Source organism: Bacillus sp. RB3 (genome assembly GCF_030164735.1).
Taxonomy (GTDB): Bacteria; Bacillota; Bacilli; order Bacillales; family Bacillaceae_G; genus Bacillus_A; species Bacillus_A cereus.
In genome coordinates this window covers 109,512-129,453 of sequence record NZ_JASNGE010000015.1, presented here as the reverse complement: position 1 = coordinate 129,453, position 19,942 = coordinate 109,512, and the positions used below count along the sequence as shown (strand labels likewise).

Below are 19,942 nucleotides of genomic sequence, written 5' to 3'. Positions count from 1 at the left end.
ATGTCTAACATGACAAAGTTCAAAATTTTAAACGAAGCAGGCATCAGCATGCTTTCTCAAGCTAACCAAACACCACAAATGGTTTCTAAATTATTACAATAAGCCATTTGAGTTAGTTTCCTGAATAAACCTCTCTGCTTGCAGAGAGGTTTATTTTTTCTATATAGATAGATTATTTATAAAACTTTCTTTTTTATGTGGAAGAGAGTATCCGTGATGCTTTTATCTTGATTCCCTCTTATGTTAAAACACAAACAGTAAATAAGCATAAGCCCCTCTATCCTTCCATAACTGTTTATTAGATCAAAAGATACCGACTCTATCAATCTATAAGGAGTGTCTATTATGCGTATTGGTACGAATGTTTTAAGTATGAATGCTAGGCAGTCGTTGTATGAGAATGAGAAACGTATGAATGTTGCAATGGAGCATTTGGCGACTGGTAAGAAGTTGAACAACGCTTCGGATAATCCCGCTAATATTGCGATTGTGACTCGTATGCACGCGAGAGCAAGTGGTATGCGCGTGGCGATTCGTAATAATGAGGATGCGATATCGATGCTTCGCACGGCGGAAGCTGCTCTTCAAACTGTGTCAAATATTTTGCAGCGTATGCGTGATTTAGCTGTTCAATCTGCGAATGGTACAAATTCAAATAAAAATCGTGACTCGCTGAATAAAGAGTTTCAGTCTTTAACAGAACAAATTGGCTATATTGGCGAGACGACTGAGTTTAATGATTTATCTGTATTTGACGGTCAAAACCGCCCTATTACATTAGACGATATCGGTCATACAATAAATATGATGAAACATATTCCCCCTTCCCCTACACAACATGACATTAAGATTTCAACAGAACAAGAAGCAAGAGCGGCGATTCTTAAAATTGAAGATGCTTTGCAAAGTGTGTCACTTCATCGTGCCGACCTTGGTGCTATGATAAATCGTTTACAATTTAATATTGAAAATTTAAATAGTCAAAGTATGGCGTTAACAGATGCTGCATCTCAAGTTGAAGATGCAGACATGGCGCAGGAGATGAGTGATTTTTTAAAGTTCAAATTATTGACTGAAGTTGCACTTAGTATGGTTTCACAAGCGAACCAAATTCCGCAAATGGTCTCTAGACTACTACAATCATAAACATTCATCTTCCATCTTTGGAACGATTCCATACAAAACAAAAGGGAAATACATATAAACTATGTACCTCCCTTTTATTTTGTACCCAAATTTTATTACTGCGTGACAGTCATAACCTGTCCACTACGATCAACCATAATTTTCATTTTACCGTCTTGTGCATTATATAGCCCTAGTTTATGTAATTCCATTTTACAATCTTGTACGAAAGTTGGTAATTTACGAATTTGATCGATATCAGAACTTGTAATGAAATGAATTAAAAGCTGCGTCATGCCTTTAATATCTTGTACAAGCTCTTCTTTCTCTCGTTTTAGCCTTTCATTTTCTAGTTGTAACGACTGCAATTCACCTTCTAGACTACGTGTATTCTTTGCTTCTCTAGAACGTCCTGCTGCCATGCTAGAAAGCTTATAAATACCTTCCATAAACTGATGTAGTTCGTCTTCTTTCCTTTCACTACATTGATTAATTGTTTCAAAGTTATCAACGATACCAGATATAACTGTTACAAGATTTTTTTCATCCTCTTTATGCTGGATTTCTTCTTTTAATTCGTACTCGTTTTCTTGTTTTCTTGCAACGATTGTCTCTTTTACTGGTATATATTTTCGCTTTCGTCCTGGTTTTTGTTTTTCAATATTTTCAAACGGTATTTCACGTTTTTTTAATTTATAATACGTATTTTGCAATTGACTTTCTGTTTTTGGAAAAAGATTTAGTTCATTTTTACTTACGTATTTTGAAATATTTAAAATGTTTAAACCGTGACGTTGACAAAATTGATACACTTCATACAGTAGCACTAGTTCAGACTTCAGCCATGTAATTGCTGATTTTTCATATGCTCGCATCCCGCCATTTTTTTCTATATCTATTTGGAATAATACCATTCTATTATGTAAATCAACTAATTCTTCATACTTTACTTGGAATTCTTTTTCTATTTTTTTTAATTCCGCCTCTAGTTGCATATCGTTCATTTTATTATTTGACATGTTTTGTAAAAGACCTAATACATTAATTGCTGTGTGGTGATACATAATTTGTGCCACTCCCCCTCATCCTTTCACAATTCTCATCTGACTCCCATGTCTTTTAAGAAAATAGCAATTTTTACATATCCATATTATAACAGTTCGAAATTATCTGTCAAATAATAAACATACAAAAATGTATAGAAAGTATAAAAATTTGGAAAATGTTTTTTAATTAATATGTAAAATTGCATATTAATTACATTTAATTATATTATATGGTATTTTGGATGTTTTTTCACCGAAAAAATTTGCGTTACCACGAAATGTTACTAAAATAACCCTCAAAATACGTTTGCTTATATTTTCAAATCAAAAATCTTCATTTGAAGATTTTTCATACATACAGCGCCAAACACCTCAGAAACCTTTCATTTTTCTGCCAGCTTAAAGTATAGAATACTAAAAAGGAATTAGCCAATGCTACACATGGCTAATTCCTTCCTCTCTCTAACAGAATAGAGTTATAAACCCAGTCTTCAAATCCTCAATCGAAGTCTCGCTTCTTCTAAAGCTATCTCGGCGGCTATCTCGTCCCATTTACCTAAAAAACACTCCATATCTCTGGTCTTACATCGCATGGGTCTCTATTAGGCACTGACCGCTGCCACACATAGCTAGTTCCTCTATTCCAGCTAAAAAAGTGCTTTTCTTACAACACTAACTTATCAACTAAACCAATTAGCTCTTGAATATCTGGCTTACTTACTTGAGCATTTGCTCCTACAGCTTCACCTTTATGGAATAATTCATTTGTAATTAATGAAGAGAAAATAATGACTGGTAAACGATTCATTACTTCACTATCCTTAACCACTTTCGTTAAATGATGTCCATCCATTTTCGGCATTTCAATATCCGTAATTAGCAAGTGAATATGTTCAAACATTTTCTCTCCTTGCTCTTTCGCTAATTTTTCAATTTGCGCTAACGCTTCTGCACCATTGCTGAAGAAGTTCATTTTCGTATATCCAGCTGATGATAATGTTTCTTCTAATATTTGGCGTAGCATCGCTGAATCTTCTGCAATATAAATTACTTTTTCAGCTCGATCTGTTTTTTGTTCTAACCCTGCAATTGATTTATTGTCATAACCAGTACCGCTAATTTCACATACAATTTTTTCATAATCTAATAGTAAGATGATTTTGCCATCTAGTTTTACAATACCAGATGTCGTTTCTTCTAGTCCCATAGATAATGAAGCTGGTTCATCAATTTGTTCCCACGAAATACGTTGAATACGATGCACTTCATCAACGCGGAAAATAACTTTCATTTGGTTTAATTCTGAGATGATAAATTTCGTTTGATCAAGTGGCTTTGTTGACTTTAAATTAAGAGCCATTGCCAAGTTAATAACAGGTAAAATTTCACCACGTACTTGAACAACACCTTCAACTGCATGATGAGATTCTGGCACAGTTGTAACAGGGAATGGATTAATGATTTCACGTACTTTCATTACATTAATACTAAATAGGTTTTCACCAACAGTGTACGTAACAATCTCTAATTCATTTGTTCCGCTTTCTAATAAAATACTTTGTGCTTGTGACATAAAGGTGTCGCTCCCCTTCCATTAATTCCGTATATCTAATTATTAAGCTTTATAAAAGAGAAAAAGTCAACTACCTATATAAAAAATATAGATAGTCGATCAATTCATTTTATTAAAAAACAATTAATCTTGTATAAACGAAGCAAGTGCTTCTAATAACACTTCTTGCGCCCCTACAATTTCTGTCGGCATTGCTTCCCATTTTTTCGAAAGCTCCGTCTCTACTCTTATTCTCAGCTCAGAATTCATTTCTGCTAGCACATATTCTTTCGTTGCTATATCAACATCAAGTAGTGCGAGTGCATATAGTTCTGGTTCATTTATTTTTTCGAATAATCGTTTGAATACCACCGGTGCTATATGTTTTAATTTTTCAATATGAATTTCCTTATCCGAAAATAGTAACTCATATTGAATAAACGTAACATTTTCTTTAATCACTTTAAAATAACAATTATTTTTTTTATCATTTACAAAATAACCGTTTGGATCTGCAATAATACTCTCTACTTTACGAATTAAATCTGGCAAACTATTCGCCGCCATTACAGTCCGCTGCTCAACCTCACTCGGCGAAATGAATGTAACGCGATACTTATTTTGCGCCATCCTCCTCACCTCTCCTTTTATAAAAATCTATCATCACAAACATATGAAATGAAACTAGCATACTCTCATTTCATTGCCCTATTGTCACAACTCACAGACTATAAAAAGTACTGACTTGCTATAAAGAGATTATTGTTCAACCACTCCAGTACATTTTTATAGTTCTCTTCTTACAGCTCCGAGCCACCTAAGCCTAAAAACACTTTTAAGCGCCTTTAAGCAACTCGATATTGTTGAACCAAAACGCAATTTGCTGATCCGTAATGCCTGATAATGTAATAAAAAACTCACGGCACTTCATCTCGTCCTTAAACAGTTGATACTTCCATGCGCCATCACTGCCAACACTGACGAAATAAAACTCATGAATACGACCAATAATCGCTTTCTTTTCAGCAAATGAATACGGGGGCACTTGCTTAATTTCAAATTGATCTGGTAAATATATATGCTCTTCTCGTTCCATTTTTAGTACTTGTTCAGCAAGTTCACGTTTATTCTCGAAAAATGGCAATTGTAAAATTCGTTCTTGTCTTGTCATACGAATAAAAACCCTTTCTACTACATTACAATCTTTCTTTATAATATATTATCGAATTAAATTTACAACTTCATTTAATACTTCATCTGAAACTTTAATTACTTTCGCATTTCCTTGGAATCCACGTTGATATAGCATTAAGTCAACGAATTCTGCAGATAAATCTACGTTTGAACTTTCTTTTGCTGACCCCCTTACATTACCTGCACCATTCTCACCGGCAACACCTATCCCTGGAATCCCTGCTGATGGTGTGGCAATGTAATTGCCATTCCCAGTTTTCATTAATCCACCTGAATTAGGGAATGTAGCTACAGCTAGTTGTCCTACAACCTTCATACTACCATCCGAATATGTCATCATAACGAAACCACCGTCAGAAATTGAATAGTCATTTGCAATTGCAGCTGGACGCCCCGTTACTTCTGTTGTAGAAATAGTTTTCCCTGTCGGATAATTTGTTAAACCACTTAAGTCCAGTGTCAGTCCCTTACCAAAAGGAATTTTAACTGTTCCACCTTTAGTAATTTCACCAGTTACTGGATTTTTTTGTACAGATTCATCTGTTTCTTTTAGATTTCCTAATGTATCAAATTTAAGATTTTTTTCGCCCGTCATGCCTTCAACAGGCTTAAACTCTTTTTCGTTTTTAGAATCATTTCTTACAGAAACTGTATATGTATATTCACCTGGCACAGGCTTTTCAACTTCTTTTCCATCTACAGTCTCTTTTGTAGTCTTTTGTTTAATATTTACACGTAACGTTAACGAGTTTCCTTCCTCATCAAAAACTGTGAATTCGTGAGATAATGCATTTTGATTTCTAGGAAGGTTTCCACCTATTGTTGCTTTATCTGTTTGAATCCCACCAACAGCTGATCCCATTGGAATATGAATTGGACTTGGTCGTGAAGAAAAATCTATTTCTTGTGTTCCTGTTTTCACACCATAACCTAGCACATACTGTCCACTTGTATTTGTAACATAGTTATCTTTCGATACACCGAAAGACCCTTTTCTCGTATACTCTACATTTCCACTATTACGATCGCCAACTAAAAATAAACCATTTCCCTCTATGGCTGTCTCCATCTTATCACTAGTTAAAGTAAGAGAACCATCACTAAAATCTGTTGATGTCCCACTAAACTTTACACCGTTACCAATACTCTTTGGATTCGTGCCAGCATAAGCACCATCCCCACGTGAACCAACCGTATTATTATATAGCAGATCATCAAAAATAGCTTTTTGCTTTTTATATCCAACTGTTTGTGCATTTGCAATATTATTTGAAGTAACACTTAATGCATTTTGTGCCGCATTCATCCCTGTAATACTTGTATATAACGCTTTAATCATAACCTATATACACTCCTTTTATTAATTTTTATTAATTTTGCTTAACCTCTTCATTTTTTTCTATATCATCTTTCTTCTCATCTTCTGGATTTGTTTCTGCTATCGGTTTATCTGAAACCCTTTCTACAAAACGAAGTGAGACAACTTGATTATCAACAATAAGTTGTACATCGTTATTTTCGGCAAGTCGAACAGTTTCCACTTGACCAGTCACTTGCTCTCCCTTATTGTTTATACCTCTAACATACTTTCCTAAAAATTTCATCCCTCCATCAAGAGCTGTCGTATACATCGTTGATTGTAGTTTATCTACTGCTTTTGTCATATTTTGTACTTGCTCCATAAGCGATAGTTGAGCCGTTTGATTCATCATTTGGTTCATATCCATCGCATTAAACGGGTCTTGATGTTGAAAGCTTGCTAAAAAAAGTTTCAGGAAATCATCTTTATCCATAATACCGGGTGTTTTTTGATTACTTGCTGATACTCCGTTTGTTTGTTGAACTGGCGATTGCACACCATTAACAGATGCATTTTTTGCTTGCGCCCCTACTTGTAACGGAATATGATTTGTACTCGTTGTATTTAATCCAACTGTTGGCACACTTTATTCCTCCAATAATCCCGCAAATTCTTTTGATTGTTGTTTCTCATGTTGCGTACTTGCTAATTTCTGCTTTTGCCTTTGTTCTTGTTCTCGCTGTTCTTTACGGTTTTCATCTTTATCAGAATAGCTAATTTGAATGTTAATTTCTTTTTCTTTTAACTTTAGCCTCAATTCATCAAAAATGACTTCAACACGTTTTTTCGCATCGTGTTTTTCCATTTCTACGTGAACATCAATTTGGTCTCCATGCTTTTTCATAAACACAGTTAACGTACCAAATTTTTCTGGATTTAACTGAAATAAAACACGTTCTTGTTTCACTACAAATTTTTGCAAGGCTTCTACTTGCGCTTCCATTTTCTTTCCTAAGTCAGGCAATGAAACTTTCTCAGCACCACTATTTGATTTCCCTATTTGTTCGGTACTCGTCGTTTTATTTAATAACTCTGCACCTGCAGAGCTCGAATCGTTTAATGCATCACCTTCTGGCAACTCTACCTTTGCACCATCGTTCTCAGCTTTCGGAAGATCTACGTCTTTAAATTCTTCTTGTTTCTTTGCAATATTACAAGTTTCTGTTTCTACAACCTTCAATGCTTGCATCGTTTGCTCTGGCATCTTCATTTTGTCTAATACCATTTGCATTGTATCTTCTAAACATATAGCATTTTTGATATTCATATTTGAAAGAAGTTCTTGTAATTGTTGTAATTCAGCTGCAGGTAATTCATTAAGTTTAATATTGCCATATTCTTTATATAGCTCTTGTATTTTTTGTATGTATTGATATAACAATTCCGGCTGCACATGTAATTGCTCAATTGCAACCATTTGCTCAGATACAGCTAATAACAACTGTTCTGTCTCTTTTTTTTCTTCTTTCTTTACAATTGGTTCTTCTTTCGTTACCGATGGTTTAGAAAGGTTATATTCTTTTTTCTCTTCTTTTGGTGCTTCTTCTCGTTTCGTTTTCTCCGTTTTCGGCTGCTTTTTATTTTCCATTCTCATCGTACGATCAAATGAAGAATCTTCATTTTTCGATTGTACTTCTAGCCCTTTTTCTTTTTGCGGAGGTAAACTTTGTTGCACCGGTAATACAGACTGTATCACTACATTCACCTCATCCATTCATACACATTTTCAAATCCAGAAGCATTTTTTCTTCCAGCTTTTCTTGTGCTTTCGCAAGCTTTTTGCAATCTTCTTGATACATCTCATCAATGACACGTTCTTTTTCTTTTACTTGCTCTAAAAGACTTTCATTTTTTTGAATAAAACCTTCCGTTTTTTTAATTTTCCGATTCCATTCTTCTATTCTTTCAGGTGAAAACGTATGTGAAGAAAGCATACCAGCCATAATACGTTGCCCAGTTTGTACGACTTTACTACGCGATTTCACAACATATAAATCATATTCTTTTTTTTGTTCTATTTTTCTTTTTTCAGCTGTTAATTCATACACTTCTTTTAAAATATGTTCTTTTTCTTGATTTATTTGCAATTTTATTGTGTCGTACTGCTGTTTATCCACCTGTTTTCATAACCCCTTTCTATTATAACGTTCTCTTTTTCTATTATATAGTTTTTTTCCAAAAAAATCTGTGAAATATTAAAAAACAAAAAAATAAGACCTCTTATGCAGAGGCCTTATACTATATGCTGTATCGCTTCAACGATATCATCAAATTGGAAACTATCCGATCGACCTTGCTTTAAAAATGTATTTATGCCTTCTACTTTATTTTTACATTCAAAAATATAAGCATTTTCTTCATTTTCTTGAATCGTTCCTAGCTTAAAATACAATTCATTTTCTTTATAAATTGATAAAATCTTTCTCATTTCATTTGCAAGCTGCCAATGATGTGGCGAAACAATTTCTTCCATAATCCTACTTACTGAATCTAATACTGAAATTGCAGGGTAATGACTAAGCGTTGCAAGCTCACGCTTTAATACGATATGTCCATCTAAAATACCACGTGCTAAATCTGGTACAGGACCATTTAAATCATCCCCATCAACAAGCACCGTATAAATACCTGTTATAGATCCCTTTTGTGTTTTTCCGGACCGCTCTAACAACTTCTTCATATAACTTTCCATTAACAGTGTTTTACCACCAATCGGTAACTCTTTAACAGCAATATCAACACTTCTTCGTGCATCGGCAAAACGAGTAACAGAGTCCATCATAAGTAATACGTTATTACCTTGATCACGGAAGTATTCAGCAATAGACGTTGCGAGTTTCGCTGCACGAAGTTGCATAAGATGACTTTCATCTGACGTCGCTACAACAACGACGCTTTTTCGCATACCTTCCTCGCCTAACTCTTTTCGAATAAAGTCTTTTACTTCCCGGCCACGTTCCCCTACTAAACTAATAACGTTTATATCAGCTTTTGCATTTTTTGCTATCATTCCAAGTAAAGTTGATTTACCAACACCTGACCCAGCAAAAATACCAATCTTTTGACCGATACCAATTGTTAGCATAGAATCAATTGATTTTATTCCTGTTTCAAATACATCGGTAATCTCTTCACGTTCAAATGCATGTATAGGTGGTGCATCTAGTTTTATTTTCTGTAATGGAATGTTTTCAGCTTCCTCATTTAACACTTCACCATTTGCACTTAACACTTTTCCGAGCAAGTGATTACCACGTGGTACAACAACATCTTCTGAAACTAATGTCACTGAATCTCCATAACATACTTTTTCTGTCTGTTCAAATGGAAGTAGCATATTATTTTCCTTTTCAATGGCAATCACTTCACATAAGACGTTATGTTCTCCAACGAAGCAAACATCACCAATCTTCGCTTTCGGCCCTTTTGCTACGAAAAACTGTTCTTGTACACTATGAACTTTGCCTACTTTCGTATACAGCGGTGTTTCAATGAACTTATTCCATTTTTCGTTCTCATTCATTAACAGGCGGCTCATACATTTTGCTCCTCAAATAACTTCTCTTCTTCCCATTTCTGACGAAGTTTCGCAAATATAGGTGCAAATTTAAATTCAAAGAACTCTTTCTCTTCTTCCAGAACAAATTCACCAAACTGCAGGGAGAAATCATATTTCCATTCTACTAATTGTAGTAACCAATATTCTTTCGTATTTTCCTTCTCTTCTTGAATACGTTCAAACGTTTCTGGATGTACTGTAATGATTAATTTTTCAAACGAAGTTGGCAATGTTTGCACGATGCCAGTTAAAATAGGTAACACATCAAGCAATCGTGAATCTACCGCTTGATTCACGATTTTTTCTGCTAGATGAAAAGATTGATCCCATAATAACTCTGTCCATTCATACGCTGTTTCTTGTTGTTCTTTTTGAAATTGTACACGCGCTGCTTCCATCTGTTCCAGTTGCTCATGAATATGCATTTGAAATTGTTCTTTATCTTGTAATAACTGCTGCCGCTCTCGTTCTAGCATTTGCTTCTCTTGCCTTAGCTGATTCATTTCCATATGTAACGATTCTTGCTGGGCGCGAAGTTCTGCATGATCAGCTTGTAATTCTTCCTCTTCTATTTGAATTGAAGCTGGTTTTGGAAATTGTAATTCATACGTTTCTTCAGAAAAAGAAACAGAATTCTTCGGAATTCTGTTTTTAAATAAGGACATCCTCTTCACCTCTTTGAACGATAATTCTTCCTTCTTTCTCTAGCTTTTTCACTGTACCAGTGATCGTTTGCTGCGCTTTTTCAGCATCCGTCATCTTAAGCGGTCCTAAGCCATCTAATTCTTCTAGAATCATCTCTTTACGGTTTGAAGACATACATGTAAATAATTTCTCTTTAATTTCTTCTTTTGCAATTTTAAGTGCTTTCGCAAGAACACCGTTATCTGTAATTTCTTCTAATACACGGCGAAGCGCAAGATCTTCAAGACCAAGTAAGTCTTCAAAGACAAACATATTTTCTTTAATTTTCTCAGATAACTCATAATCGACTTCATCCAGCTTTTGAAAGACTGTTTTTTCAACACCTCGTGAAACATTATTTAAAATATTTACGATTGTTTTCAAGCCATCAGTTTTATTAATTGCACTAAATGCCATATTATTTAATTTCGATTTTAACAACTCACCAATTTGATTAATTAACTCACCATCAACTTGTTCTAGTTTCGCTATACCCATTACCGTTTCAACGCGCTTATGATCTGGCAATCTCTCAATTAATTGAGACGCAAGTTGCGGTTTAATATAAGAAGCGATAATTGCAATTGTTTGTGGTGACTCATCATTAAGCACTGTAAGAAGTGGCTCTAAATCTGTAAGTGAATTTAAGAACTCAAACGGATTATCTTTGTTATACCAAAGATCTTCCAATAATTTTTCCAGTTCGTCTTCTGGCATGTTTTTAAATATGCGACGAATGTATTCTTTATCTGGAGTGACTAAGTTCAATTCTTTTACATTTAGTTCATATAAGAACTCTCCTAGTACATTTTCTAACGTTTCTGGTTTGTATACACGAAACTTTGCGATTTCACGAAGTAATACTTCTTTTTCCTCAGCTGTCATATATTCAATGACTTTTGCTGCCACCCCTTCTTCTAATGTACGAATAAGGATGGCAGCTTTTTCTTTGGAGGAGATTTCATCTAACATCGTTGTTCCTCCCTTACTGTCCGTTTAACCATTTTTTAATTACTTTTGCAGTTCCTTCTACATGTTCTTTCGTAGCATCCTGCACTTGTTCATCTAACGTTGGTTCTTTCGGTTCTTCTGGTTCAGGTTTTGGCTCTGGCACTATTTTTTCTTCAGGAATTTCCAAGATACTTTCATTACTTGCAGCAATTTCCTCTTCTACTAAGTATTCTTCATATTCCTCTTCTTCTTTCTTTCTCTTACGTCTTGCTAATAAGAACCATACTAGGCCACCAATCGCTAATAAGCCAGCTGTAATTCCACCGAATAACCACCAGTTCATACCACTTTTTTCTGGCTCTTTCTCTTTTTCGGCTTTCGGCTGATCGAACTGAACAGTTACAACGTTAACTTGACCATTTATAAAGTTACCGTTCGGATCAGCTTGAAGTCCTGCCGCTGTTCCGATTGCTTCTTTAAAAGTTGTCATATCAATTTTACGTTTTACTAGCGTATCATTATCTACCCATACAACAACATTTGTTTTCGTTAATTCTGGGTGTTTCTTAATTGTTTCAACTGTTTTATCTATTTCATAGTTTTCGATTTTGTTACCATTTTTATTATCATAGACAACTTTACCATTTTGATTATTGTTCGTACCGTAGTTTGGCACTTCACCGTTCGCTGTAATACCAGCACCTTGCTTCGTATCTGCCCCTTCTTGCGCAGTAGAGCTTTCCTCTTGCTCTTGTTTACTACGAAGTACACCTTTATCACCATACTTCTCTGACTGACGTGTAACTTCATCGTAGTTTACAGATACTTTCGTATTCACTTTATATTCATTCGGTTTAAACATCGTCATTAATGTTGCATCAATGTCTTGCTTTAATTTACCTTCAAGTTGGTGCTGCATCTCAACTTCTTTCTCATAAGAAGAGGAACTACTAGAATGTGCTTCATCTGCTCCTTTTGAGATAACACCTTTTTTACTATCAATAACACTTACTTCTTCTGCTTTCACACCAGGAACCGCTGCACTAATCATTTGCTGTATACCTGCAACTTGATCAGCTGTTAACAATTGTCCACGCTTCACTCCAACCGTAATCGCCGCTGTTCCTTTTGCTTTTTCTTCATCAAAAATTGTCTCTTTTTCAGGCAATGTAATTTGAACATTTGCCGTTTCAACTGTCGCAAAGTTTCTTACAATATCTTGCTCCAATTGCTTCTTCGTACCGACAATTTGCTTCATTTTTTTATCTTGCTCACTTGAACCGAGCGAGCTTTCTAATAAAATTTCTTCACCGCTTTTCGAATTAAACGGTAAGCCCATCCCATTCATTTCTTTTCGAACCCATGGAGCATCATTCTTTTGCACACGAATCGAACCATCGGCCGCTAATTGATAATCGACACCTAACTTCGATAATTCTGCTGTAATCTCTTGTTTATCTGCATCATTTAAATTTTGATATACAACAACATATTTATCTGGCAAGGTGAAGTATAAAAGTGCTCCTGTTACAATCGCTAAAAGCGCAGCACCGATTACTAACTTATGCCACGTTTTTAACGATTGGATAACATTTTTCATCTTTTCCATTTAAACACACCCGTCCACTTTCCTAAATTTGCATATTAATTAGTGACTTATAATTTTCAATAAGATTATCACGTACGAGAGCAGCCGTTTTCATTTGAGATTCAGCTTTCTTTTGCTGAATTAAAACGTCATGTGTTTCTCCTACCCCTTTAGTTAGTAAATCATATACTGCTGTTTGCGCATTGTTTTGCGTTTGATTCATATCTTCCAATAAATCAATAAACTTTTTCCCCTCAACTACAGGTGTTTGAGAAGTCTTCGGTGCACCAATTGACTGAATTGCTCCAAATGGTTGTGTATGTAACATTGGTTGGATTTTCATATTATTATCTTCCCCCTTATCCTCGGCCGATTTCTAAATCTTTATCAAGCATTTTTTTATTTGCATTTAATACACTCGTATTCGCTTCATACATTTTTTGAGCAACCATTACATTCGTCATTTCAGCAGTTACATCAATATTGGGATAACGTACATATCCTTCTTCATTTGCGTGCGGATGCGTCGGATCATACACTAAATTTTCCGTTTTGTCTGCTTCAATACTTTTTATTTTTACTCCATTAGTAGGAGCCCCATCTAACATACTTGCAAAACTATTGTTTGATTCTAGCACCACACTACGACGCTCATATAAATCTGCCCCCGGAGCCGCCGTCGTATTCGCATTTACAATATTGTTAGAAGTAACTTCCATCCACTTTCTCGCTGTCGTTAGCCCTGAGCCACTTGCATTAATTGCCTGAAACATCCGTTGTCTCTCCTTCTACTTTTAACGTCCGCGTGCCGCTTGGTTAATTGCATATTGTGTATTAATTGCGTTAATTGAAATACCGTATAACTGATTTGCTTTCATTAAATCTAGCATTTCTGTCGTTACATCCACACTATTTCCGTCTTTATTCGTTTGCATTGATTTTGTTTGAATCTTTGCATATGTATTTTTCGTATTTACTGTCGGTAAGTGCATTTCATTCGTTTGATATAAATCTGGATTGCTCTTTAAATCAGCCGCATTATTTTTATATAACGCACTACTTTTATTCATCTGCTCAGCAAATGTTACATCTTGTGCTTTATAGCCAGGTGTATTCGCATTTGCAATATTACTAGAAACAGTATTTCGTTTCGTCACTAAATAATTCATATAATGGCTTACATCACTCACTAAATCTGGCATATTCCACACCCTTCCTTTTCTAACGTAATGATCCACTGATAGAAGTTTCACTTCATTATTTATTTTCTTATATGCGTTTATTAAAATATTTACTATTATGTACCCTTACATATTTTATTCCATTTTTTCATTGTTGTCTTTAGAAAAATACAAAAATATAAAAAAAGAATGCAAAAAACTGTATACACATAGTAATCTATAGAACATTTCAATATATAAACTACAAACTAAAGTCCATTTTTCTATTATTTAGATTACAATTATTATTTCATCACAGTCATAAAATGAAACCTCAATCAGCGGAGTTCTTTATGTAAACGAAGGAATAGACCCCCTTTTAAAAGGGGAATCTGTTTCCAGACGTTATTATTAATATTTACCGTAAAATGAATTAGCCTTCATTCGCCCATCATTTTCCATAATCATTTCTTCCAAAATCTTTTGCTTATCTCGAATATGCTGCGCTGCCTTAATAATGAATGGGCTTACTTCTGCTGCAACTTGTGCACGTCTTTCTTCATCTAGTGTCATCATCCAACGATTTAACATCTCACTCTTCTCAGCAAACTCTTCATCTGACACTTGTAATTCACCGATTTCATTAAAACAGCTGACAAACGTTCGATAAATATCATTGTTCATTTTCAAGTGCTCCACGGTAACCGTCTATTAAATCTTGTAACACTTGTACAATCGCATCAATGTCTTTTGCTTCACGCGTTACTTTCATCGTTTGAATTTGAATGCTAATCCAATCGTATAAACCAAATAGACCGTCATATAAATCTTTTGAAATATCAGGATTTAATTGAAGCTTCAACTCTTCAAATATACGTTCTAACTTTTCAAGAAGGTCGTCTCCTTCTTGAAGTTTAAATGTATTTAAAAGTTCTTCTAATTTACGAAACTCTACGATACATCTTTCATAAATAAATATTGTATTTTTAATCGGATTACTCGTCATAATATCATTTTGCATATAACGTTGCCATGCTTGCATATAATCACTTCCTCAACTTTCATTAATCATCACTTTTGGTTTTTGTCATTGCTTTGATTGTCTGCAGCTGACTATCAAGCAATGCTAGCTGGCTTTCCAACTTTGCATATTTATCAATAATTGATTCTTGTTTTTTCTTATTAATTGTATCAATATCTTGAATTTTTCTCTCTAAATCAGTCACTTGCTTTTCAATACTTTTAGAGCGTTTTCCGATAATCCCTTCATCTCCAAAGATTCCCTCAAGCTTTTTATCTATATCATGACCAATACCATTAAAGCCAAAGAAAAATTGTTTTGTAGATTCTGGATTCTCTTTAAAAGCTATTTTCAATTTTTCTTCATCAAGAGTCATATTTCCTGTTTTATCAATTTGAATTCCAAAAGAAAATAAATACTTATCATCTTGTGAAAATTTAAAAATGCTTGTCATTGCATTACTGATAGCAAATGAAACATTATTCCCTTGCATTACTCCATTTTCACCAGAAAATAAATCTAAACTTTTAACAGCGTTATTATACTCATCTTTCATTTTTTTGATTAAATCTATCGAATTTTTTATATCTGAATCTTCGATAGTTAATTTAATTGGCTCTGTAGTTACCTTTTCTAAGTTAATAGTTAATCCTGGAATTGTATCAATCTTATTTGTTTTACTAGTTCCTTTAATTCCGTTTATTGTATACTCAGCATTTATCGCTCCTGTCACTTGATGTGCAACAACATTCGTTCCATCCGGATTTTTCGCAGAAGTAACTAACCCTATATTTTGTAAAAAACCATTGGCGCCATCCGTTAATTTCAGCTCTCCAGTTTCTCCTGCAGTAGTCGATGTGAAAAATAGTTGATCCCCTAATGTGTATACTGATGCACCATAATTCCCATTATTTATCTTATTGACAAGATCTTTATACGTCATATCTTTTGAGATTTTAACTTCTTTTCCATTTATCTGAAATACATCATCTACTCCAAGTTTTAAATCTAAACTAAACTTTTGCTCCGTACCTTCAGGAGTTTTTGGGGGAGTAAGTGGAGCTGTAGTTATTTGATGCCTTTCTGCTACTCGCTCTACTGTAATTGTATATGTTCCAGGAATTGCAGCAGCATCCGCCTGTGCTGTCATAAAACCATCTTTGGATAAAGTTGTTTTCTTTTCATCACCTTTAAATGTGTTTAAATCTTTGAATACTTGCACAAAATTTGCAAACTCTTTTTTCATGCTCGCATAAACTTTGTTTTCATTTGTTAACGTTTGTTTTTGTGTAGTGTATGGTGATTTTTTCATTTCCAATGCTTGTAACTCTAAATCTACTAACTTCTTTGTATCTATTATGTTATTTCCTAAATTCCATATTTGCTGTCTGTCACCATAATTAGATATTGTCCCTGCCATATTTTTCACTCCTTATCATTTACATGTAATCTAAAATACTCGTTTTACTCATCGTACTAACAGCTTTTAATGTTGCTTCGTATGTTGCGTTTATATAAGCTAAATCAGAAATTGCGACAGCTAAATCAACATCCTCAATTTCTTTACGGTTTTCTTGAAGTGCTACATTTTGCTCGTTTAAAATTGTTTTAAACGTCTCCATTGTGTTCATTGTCGAACCAACTTCAGTTGTACGGTTAATGATGCCATCTAAGTTTTGCTTATTTCCTTCCAATAACGGTTTTAATGCTTTTTGGTCACCGTTTTTCATCGCTTCACTCATCTGTTTTAACGTTTTTATAACCGGGGATAATAATGCTTCTCCGTTACGGAACGCTTTGAATTCATAACCGTCATTTAATTGCCAGTTCACATCATTTTTTCCACCTTGGTACGTACCATCTTCTGTAAATGGCGGATTTTTTGCACTATCACCACCGAAAATATAACGACCTTGTTCTTTTGTATTCGCTAAATAGACGACCTGTTTTAAAATTTGATCAATCTCTACACCAATAGCCTGCAATTCTTTTTCACTATTTGTCCCATTTAATGCTTGTACTGTTAATTGGTCTGCTCTTGTTAAAGATTTCAAAACACCTTGTAAAGTATTTTCAGTTTGTGTTAATACATTTTTTGAATCCGCTATATCTTTCTGCATTTGCTCCATATTTGCCAATGAATGTTGAATCGCAAATGATTTACTTGCTGCAAGTGGATCTTCACTCATAAGAAGGTTTTTCTTCCCTGAGGTTACTTGATTTCGGTGGTATTGCTGTTGCACATTTAAATCCATCAACTGATTCTTTGCCCAGTTTGCATTTTGAAATGTAGATACTCTCATTTCTATCTCCTCCTTAAATATTTCCAATTACCAACTATACATGACTACTCCTTATCTAATAATCGAAAACAAACTATCAAACACTTCATTCATAGTAGTTATAGCTTTAGAATTCGCCACGAAGTACTTCTGGAAGGCCATTAAATTAACCATTTCTTCTTCCATATTTACGCCCTCGATGCTCATCTTTTCTTGCTGGATACCTTCTAATAAATCCTTATGAATATTTTGATATGCATTTACTGAACTTTTATCAGAGGCTACACCAACTAAAAATTGATCTAAGGCTTGCTTATATGTAAGTCCATCCTTATAGCCTTTATCTGTAATAGCCGCAAGGTTGTTGGCAGTTTCAGCCGAAATTTTCATTTTTGAAATATCTTTTATAAAATCAGGATTCAATTCAAGCTTCTTCGCATCTTCTCCTACAAAAAACTCTTTCTTCATAGTATTATTCACTTGTTTTTTTAACGAATTTACAAACTCATTCAGATTATCTTTATAATTTGTAATCTTTGCTTTCGTATCAATTGCCGATAAAATTGTTCCACCACTTAATGGGATATCTGTTCCAGATATTTGTACAGACATTGGCTTTTTATCCTTCTGTAATTGAAGTGGGTATGTATCTTGACCATTTACAGTTAAAACACCATTCATCCTAACACTTGCAATATTAGGATTTGTAGCTTCATACGATACTTCTATATCTGCATACTTAGACATTTCTGTCATAATACGATCACGTTCATCTAATAGTTGATTTGGTACTTGTGTACCTGCTTGCCCAATTTTATGATTCGCTTCTGCTAAACTAGCAGCAAGTCGATTAAATTCATTAACATGCGCTTCAATATCTTCTGTCGTCTGTGCTTCCACTGTATCTAAGTTTTTCGCAAGACGACTTACTTGACTTGTGAACTTCCCCGTTTCAGCAATTAATGTATCGTAGTAATTTGATTGCTCCGGATTTTTTGCAACTTCACGAAAAGCATTGAAAAACCCATCCATTAAACTAGATAATGAATTTTTACCTGTCGTTCCTACCATAGACTCTACTCGCGACAAAGTAGAATTCATATATGCATAGTAAGAGAACTGTGACATTTGATCATTATATTGCTTTGTCTTCACTTCATCTGTAATACGATCAACACCTAACGTTTGTACACCATACCCTATTCTTTGTTCTGGTGCATACCCTTTACTTCCTCCAGCAGATCCGTAATTCACCATTTGACGAACATAACCCGGTGTATGAATGTTAGACAAGTTTTGTTTCGTTGTTTGTAACCCCATTTGAGCCGCTAACATACCCGATAGCGGTGTATTATAATCAGATAATCTCATAAAGCTTCACTTCTCCTTTACAATAGTTCATTCATAAAGATTTGCGAATTATTGTTTCGCTCTAAGTTATATTCAGAAACAGAATCCACAATACTTTCTGTAGTTTTTAATAGTACGTTTAAGTAATATTGATTTTTCAAAAGAATCATTTTTACATTCTCTTCTAATTCAGTTACGTTTTTTTGTAATTCTTCCATTTTTTCAATTTCTTCTTGAGAAAAATACGAAAATAACGCACTTACACGAAACGATTCAACCCCTTGTTCTTTGCAGAACTGAACAACCATTTCTTCAAATGAGCTTGATAACCCTTTTAAACCATCAATGTACTGTAATTGCTCTACTTGCAACTTTTGAACTGCATTTACATTTTTATTTTTTAAATTCTCATATATTTGCTCTCCAAGCGCTTGAATATTTTCATACGCTTTTTGAATAATAACGAGTTTTTCATATAATTGTATGTACATATAGCTTCCTTCCTTTTACAAGACTAAATTCACAATTAAACCATGGATTTCTCCAATTTGATTTAACATTTCTAAATGTCCTGTTTTCGTATTAATTAAATTCATAACATCTTCTAATTCATTCAATCCCATTTCTGCCTGTTTCACAATCGTCATTTTCTGTGAATATCCGTAACGCGGGTGACGAGACATGACATCTTTATACTGCAATACATTATCCACGTAAAAATTCAAAAATGATTTTACTGTATTTTTGTATTCCATTACATTATCAAGCGTTAATTCCATTTCAATTTTCTCTTTAATTTCTCCAATATTATCGACAAACGCTTCCATTTGTTCTAGTAATTTATCTTTTTTCGGATCTGCATGCAAATTATCCGAAAATGCAAGTCCTGTCCTGACATTTGCTTCTTTCGGCATTTGAGTAGCAGGCGGTATATGCGATAAAATTGGATTATGCGAGATAGAACGTAGCATATATATCACCTATTTATTTTTTTTATTTCTTCCTAAACTTAATCGTAAAATCCAGTTATTTATAATTATACTCTGAACAGTAATATTTTGCAGTTATTT

Annotated in this window: 24 protein-coding genes; 2 read left to right on the top strand and 22 right to left on the bottom strand. The window is 34.2% G+C overall.

Annotated elements, in window-relative coordinates; genetic code table 11:
* Both QO049_RS19540 and QO049_RS19535 read left to right on the top strand, forming a co-directional pair.
* The coding region (locus QO049_RS19540) for a flagellin (protein ID WP_284489407.1) at positions 1–102 on the top strand (102 nt) is incomplete at its 5' end.
* 243 nt (positions 103–345) lie between these two features.
* Positions 346–1,146: a flagellin N-terminal helical domain-containing protein gene (locus tag QO049_RS19535; protein WP_001219711.1), complete on the top strand. Its 801-nt coding sequence runs from the start codon at positions 346–348 to the stop codon at positions 1,144–1,146.
* Positions 1,147–1,241: 95 nt separating this feature from the next.
* Here the strand turns inward: QO049_RS19535 and QO049_RS19530 are convergent, their stop codons facing one another.
* The 22 genes from QO049_RS19530 to QO049_RS19425 all read right to left on the bottom strand — a co-directional run bounded on the left by QO049_RS19530 (position 1,242) and on the right by QO049_RS19425 (position 19,843).
* Entirely contained in the window at positions 1,242–2,189 is a 948-nt protein-coding gene (locus tag QO049_RS19530) for a DNA-binding domain-containing protein (protein ID WP_000274676.1), read from the bottom strand.
* A 646-nt stretch (positions 2,190–2,835) separates the two neighbouring features.
* On the bottom strand, positions 2,836–3,744 hold the full coding sequence (locus tag QO049_RS19525) for a chemotaxis protein (protein WP_000075943.1): 909 nt from the start codon (positions 3,742–3,744) through the stop codon (positions 2,836–2,838).
* Positions 3,745–3,867: 123 nt separating this feature from the next.
* On the bottom strand, positions 3,868–4,353 hold the full coding sequence (locus tag QO049_RS19520) for a hypothetical protein (RefSeq protein WP_000068297.1): 486 nt from the start codon (positions 4,351–4,353) through the stop codon (positions 3,868–3,870).
* A 205-nt stretch (positions 4,354–4,558) separates the two neighbouring features.
* A complete protein-coding gene (locus QO049_RS19515; RefSeq protein WP_000198174.1) occupies positions 4,559–4,894 on the bottom strand; it encodes a DUF3964 family protein in 336 nt (111 codons plus the stop codon).
* Between the two features lie 48 nt (positions 4,895–4,942).
* Positions 4,943–6,256, bottom strand: a complete 1,314-nt coding sequence (flgE, locus tag QO049_RS19510) for a flagellar hook protein FlgE (RefSeq protein ID WP_000588313.1) — start codon at positions 6,254–6,256, stop codon at positions 4,943–4,945.
* Positions 6,257–6,287: 31 nt separating this feature from the next.
* Complete coding sequence (locus QO049_RS19505; RefSeq protein WP_001143486.1) at positions 6,288–6,860, bottom strand: flagellar hook assembly protein FlgD; 573 nt, start codon at positions 6,858–6,860, stop codon at positions 6,288–6,290.
* 3 nt (positions 6,861–6,863) lie between these two features.
* A complete protein-coding gene (locus tag QO049_RS19500; RefSeq protein WP_000616451.1) occupies positions 6,864–7,973 on the bottom strand; it encodes a flagellar hook-length control protein FliK in 1,110 nt (369 codons plus the stop codon).
* Between the two features lie 10 nt (positions 7,974–7,983).
* Positions 7,984–8,394, bottom strand: a complete 411-nt coding sequence (locus tag QO049_RS19495; RefSeq protein ID WP_000360855.1) for a hypothetical protein — start codon at positions 8,392–8,394, stop codon at positions 7,984–7,986.
* A gap of 116 nt (positions 8,395–8,510) precedes the next feature.
* Entirely contained in the window at positions 8,511–9,815 is a 1,305-nt protein-coding gene (fliI, locus tag QO049_RS19490) for a flagellar protein export ATPase FliI (RefSeq protein WP_000088693.1), read from the bottom strand.
* A complete protein-coding gene (locus tag QO049_RS19485) occupies positions 9,812–10,501 on the bottom strand; it encodes a FliH/SctL family protein (protein ID WP_098329766.1) in 690 nt (229 codons plus the stop codon). The genes fliI and QO049_RS19485 overlap by 4 nt, the downstream gene beginning before the upstream one ends.
* Positions 10,488–11,492, bottom strand: a complete 1,005-nt coding sequence (gene fliG / locus QO049_RS19480; RefSeq protein ID WP_000883364.1) for a flagellar motor switch protein FliG — start codon at positions 11,490–11,492, stop codon at positions 10,488–10,490. The genes QO049_RS19485 and fliG overlap by 14 nt, the downstream gene beginning before the upstream one ends.
* Positions 11,493–11,505: 13 nt before the next feature.
* Positions 11,506–13,080, bottom strand: coding sequence for a flagellar M-ring protein FliF C-terminal domain-containing protein (locus QO049_RS19475; protein WP_000413927.1), 1,575 nt, complete (start codon positions 13,078–13,080; stop codon positions 11,506–11,508).
* Between the two features lie 22 nt (positions 13,081–13,102).
* Positions 13,103–13,402, bottom strand: coding sequence for a flagellar hook-basal body complex protein FliE (gene fliE, locus QO049_RS19470; protein WP_000701669.1), 300 nt, complete (start codon positions 13,400–13,402; stop codon positions 13,103–13,105).
* Between the two features lie 16 nt (positions 13,403–13,418).
* Positions 13,419–13,832 (bottom strand): flagellar basal body rod protein FlgC, encoded by a 414-nt coding sequence (gene flgC / locus QO049_RS19465; protein ID WP_000484680.1) that lies wholly within the window; start codon positions 13,830–13,832, stop codon positions 13,419–13,421.
* A gap of 21 nt (positions 13,833–13,853) precedes the next feature.
* Complete coding sequence (gene flgB, locus QO049_RS19460; RefSeq protein WP_370445031.1) at positions 13,854–14,312, bottom strand: flagellar basal body rod protein FlgB; 459 nt, start codon at positions 14,310–14,312, stop codon at positions 13,854–13,856.
* Positions 14,313–14,630: 318 nt separating this feature from the next.
* The gene (locus QO049_RS19455; protein ID WP_001058085.1) at positions 14,631–14,903 is read right to left on the bottom strand and encodes a hypothetical protein; all 273 of its coding nucleotides are present in this window, start codon (positions 14,901–14,903) and stop codon (positions 14,631–14,633) included.
* A complete protein-coding gene (locus tag QO049_RS19450; protein WP_001149505.1) occupies positions 14,893–15,261 on the bottom strand; it encodes a flagellar export chaperone FliS in 369 nt (122 codons plus the stop codon). Before QO049_RS19450 ends, QO049_RS19455 begins: the two co-directional genes overlap by 11 nt.
* A 22-nt stretch (positions 15,262–15,283) precedes the next feature.
* Positions 15,284–16,660 (bottom strand): flagellar hook-associated protein 2, encoded by a 1,377-nt coding sequence (locus QO049_RS19445; RefSeq protein ID WP_000929224.1) that lies wholly within the window; start codon positions 16,658–16,660, stop codon positions 15,284–15,286.
* Between the two features lie 19 nt (positions 16,661–16,679).
* Positions 16,680–17,543, bottom strand: coding sequence for a flagellar hook-associated protein 3 (locus QO049_RS19440; RefSeq protein WP_001266411.1), 864 nt, complete (start codon positions 17,541–17,543; stop codon positions 16,680–16,682).
* 51 nt (positions 17,544–17,594) lie between these two features.
* Complete coding sequence (flgK, locus tag QO049_RS19435; RefSeq protein ID WP_001239698.1) at positions 17,595–18,893, bottom strand: flagellar hook-associated protein FlgK; 1,299 nt, start codon at positions 18,891–18,893, stop codon at positions 17,595–17,597.
* A gap of 17 nt (positions 18,894–18,910) precedes the next feature.
* Positions 18,911–19,363 (bottom strand): hypothetical protein, encoded by a 453-nt coding sequence (locus QO049_RS19430; protein ID WP_000275878.1) that lies wholly within the window; start codon positions 19,361–19,363, stop codon positions 18,911–18,913.
* Positions 19,364–19,378: 15 nt separating this feature from the next.
* Complete coding sequence (locus QO049_RS19425) at positions 19,379–19,843, bottom strand: YaaR family protein (protein WP_000946323.1); 465 nt, start codon at positions 19,841–19,843, stop codon at positions 19,379–19,381.
* Between the last annotated feature and the right edge of the window lie 99 nt (positions 19,844–19,942).